Here is a 3,065-nt window from a genome sequence, read left to right as displayed (position 1 = left end):
GGCTCGGGCCTCTGGATCGGGCGGCCCTGCGAATGGCCCGGGAGCCGCCCGCTGGAGCTCGAACCGCAGCTTGGCCCCGATTGCGGCGGTCTGACCCAATGGGCGCGCGAGGAGGTGGTGAAGGTCCTGTGCTTCTGCCACCCCGACGACGATGCCGAGACCCGCGCCACTCAGGAGGCGACGGTCAAGCGCCTCTTCACCGCGGCGCGCAGGAACGGGCTGGAATTCCTGCTCGAGATCATTCCGTCCAAGGTGGGACCGGTCGATGCCGACACCACCGCGACCCTGATCCGGCAATTCTACGAGATCGGCGTCTACCCGGATTGGTGGAAGCTGGAACCGATGGCGGACGCGGCCGGATGGGCCAAGGCCGTGGCCGCCATCGAGGACTACGACAAGCACACCCGCGGAATCGTGGTGCTGGGCTTGGATGCGCCCGAGGCCGAGCTGGCCGCCAGCTTCGAGGTCGCGGCGAGTTTCGATCTGGTCAAGGGCTTCGCCGTCGGCCGGACGATCTTCGGTGACGTGGCGCGGGCCTGGATGCAGGGTGAGCTGACTGATGCCGAGGCCGTGGCCGAGATGGCGCGCCGCTACACGCGGCTCTGCGGGATCTGGGACGGAGCACGTGCGAAGGCGGCCAAGGCTGCTTGAGGTTTGAGACGGGGAGGGGGCTCTGCCCCCGCTCCCTTCGGGAGCCCCCCGGGATATTTTGAAAGAGCGAAGCAGAGACCGCTTCGCTGGAGGAAAGTAAGATGGGTGAGACGATCCGGCTGACCGCCGCGCAGGCGATGGTGAAGTGGCTCTCGGTGCAGATGACCGAGGATGGCGAGCGGTTCATCGAAGGGATGTGGGCGATCTTCGGCCATGGCAACGTGGCCGGGATCGGTGAGGCTCTGCATGCCTACAAGGAGGTCTTCCCGACCTGGCGCGGGCAGAACGAGCAGACGATGGGCCATGCAGCGATCGCCTATGCCAAGGGCAAGAAGCGGACGCGCGCGATGGCGGTGACGTCAAGCATCGGGCCGGGATCGACCAACCTCGTGACGGCTGCGGCGCTGGCGCATGTGAACCGGCTGCCGGTGCTGATCGTGGCGGGTGACGTGTTTGCGACGCGCCGTCCCGATCCGGTGCTGCAGCAGGTCGAGGATTTCGACGATGGCACCGTCAGCGCCAATGACTGCTTCCGGCCGGTCTCGCGCTATTACGACCGGATCTCACGCCCCGAGCATATCCTGAGCGCGCTGCCGCGGGCGCTGCGGGTGATGACCGATCCGGCCAATTGCGGCCCCGCCGTGCTGGCCTTCTGTCAGGACACGCAGGCCGAGGCCTATGATTACCCGGTGGAGTTCTTCGAGCCCCGCGTTTGGCGTATTCGCCGTCCCGCTCCCGATGCGGGGGAACTGGCACGCGTGGCGGAGATGGTCAAAGCGGCGAAGAACCCGGTGATCATCGCGGGTGGCGGTGTGGTCTATAGCCAAGCCGAGGACACGCTGGCCGAGTTCGCGTCGAAGCACCGGATCCCGGTAGCCGAAACGCAGGCGGGCAAGTCGAGCCTCGCGCAGAGCCATCCGATGAGTTTCGGGGCCTCGGGCGTCGATGGATCGGCGGCGGCCAATGCCGCCTTGCAAAACGCCGATCTCGTGATCGGGGTCGGCACGCGGTTCCAAGATTTCACCACCGGCTCGCGAACGCTGTTCGGGGCAGGGGCGAAGCTCGTCTCGATCAACATCCACGGCTATGACGCGGCCAAGCACGGGGCCGAAAGCCTCGTGGCCGACGCCAAGGTCGCGCTCGAGCAGCTGAGCGCGGCGCTTGGTAGGCATCAGGCCGAGGCCCCCGATGCGGCGGCCCGCGAGGACTGGCTGCGCGCGGTCGACGCCTATTGCGCGCGTCCCGAGGATCAGGCGGCGCTGCCGACCGACGGGCAGGTGATCGGCGCGGTGCAGCGCGCGACCGGCAAAGATGCGGTCGCGATGTGTGCGGCGGGCACGATGCCCGGTGCGCTGAAGCTGCTGTGGAAGCCCTCTCAGGGGGGCTATCACATGGAATACGGCTATTCCTGCATGGGCTACGAGGTGGCGGGCGCGATGGGGCTCAAGCTTGCGCGGCCCGAACGCGAGGTGCTCTGCTTCGTGGGCGATGGTAGCTACATGATGGCGAATTCGGAACTCGCGACGGCGGTGATGCGCCGCGTGCCCTTCACGGTGATCCTGACCGACAACCGCGGCTATGGCTGCATCAACCGGCTGCAGACGATGGGCTGCGGCGGTGAGCCTTTCAACAACATGTATGTCGATTGCAATGTCGAGGCACAGCCCGAGATCGACTACGTCGCCCACGCCGCGGCGATGGGCGCGCATGCGGTGAAGGCGGCGAATACCGATCAGCTGGAAGCGGAAGTGAAAGCCGCGCGCGGGCGCGACATCCCGACGGTCATCGTGATCGACACGGTGGCCAAGGACTTCCCCGGCACCGGGCTTGAGACCACGGCAGGCGAGCATGGCTTTTTCTGGGACGTGGCGGTGCCCGAGGTCTCGGACCGCCAGAAGCAGCGCGACCGCTTCGAGGAATACCTGACCCAGATCGCAAACGCGCGGCTGGTGAATTGAGAATACGACCTGAGACCGGGGAAGGGCTCTGCCCCCGCTCCCTGACGGGAGCCCCCCCGGGATATTTGAACAAGAGCGAAGAAGGGTGTCCCTTCGAGGAGTGAAGACCATGATCCGTTTCGGCACGAACCCGATCGCCTGGGCCAATGATGACGACCAGAGCCTTGGCGCACATATCCCGACCGAGCAGATCCTGCGCGAGGCCGCCGAGATCGGTTTCGAGGGGATCGAGAACGGCCATCGCTGGCCGCAGGACGACGCGGAAGCGCTCAAGCAGCTTCTGGGTGGCTACGGGCTGGATTTCGTTTCGGGCTGGTATTCGCTCAACCTTCTGACACAATCGGTGGAGGCGGAGAAGGCCGCGATCCAGCCGCATCTCGACAAGCTCAAGCATAATGGCTGCAAGGTCTGTATTGCCTGCGAGACGTCGAATTCGGTGCAGGGGCAGGACGTGCC

At 66.1% G+C, this 3,065-nt stretch carries 2 protein-coding genes and 1 pseudogene; all 3 read left to right on the top strand.

Annotated features, from left to right (window positions below):
• On the top strand, positions 1-651 hold a 651-nt coding region (locus BMI85_RS20950), incomplete at its 5' end, for a DUF2090 domain-containing protein (RefSeq protein ID WP_143595242.1).
• A 101-nt stretch (positions 652-752) separates the two neighbouring features.
• On the top strand, positions 753-2,609 hold the full coding sequence (iolD, locus tag BMI85_RS20945; RefSeq protein ID WP_078602690.1) for a 3D-(3,5/4)-trihydroxycyclohexane-1,2-dione acylhydrolase (decyclizing): 1,857 nt from the start codon (positions 753-755) through the stop codon (positions 2,607-2,609).
• Positions 2,610-2,718: 109 nt separating this feature from the next.
• A pseudogene (locus tag BMI85_RS20940) lies at positions 2,719-3,065 on the top strand (myo-inosose-2 dehydratase); the annotation flags it as partial.

Origin of the sequence: Thioclava sp. DLFJ4-1 (assembly GCF_002020145.1) — a bacterium.
Lineage (GTDB): Bacteria > Pseudomonadota > Alphaproteobacteria > Rhodobacterales > Rhodobacteraceae > Thioclava > Thioclava sediminum.
Note: the sequence above shows the minus strand (reverse complement) of the source record. Positions and strands in the feature narration are given on the sequence as shown.

Bases quoted from the DNA above. Each gene is read 5' to 3' on its own strand.
- iolD (WP_078602690.1), top strand. From the start codon at position 753: ATGGGTGAGACGATCCGGCTGACCGCCGCGCAGGCGATGGTGAAGTGG.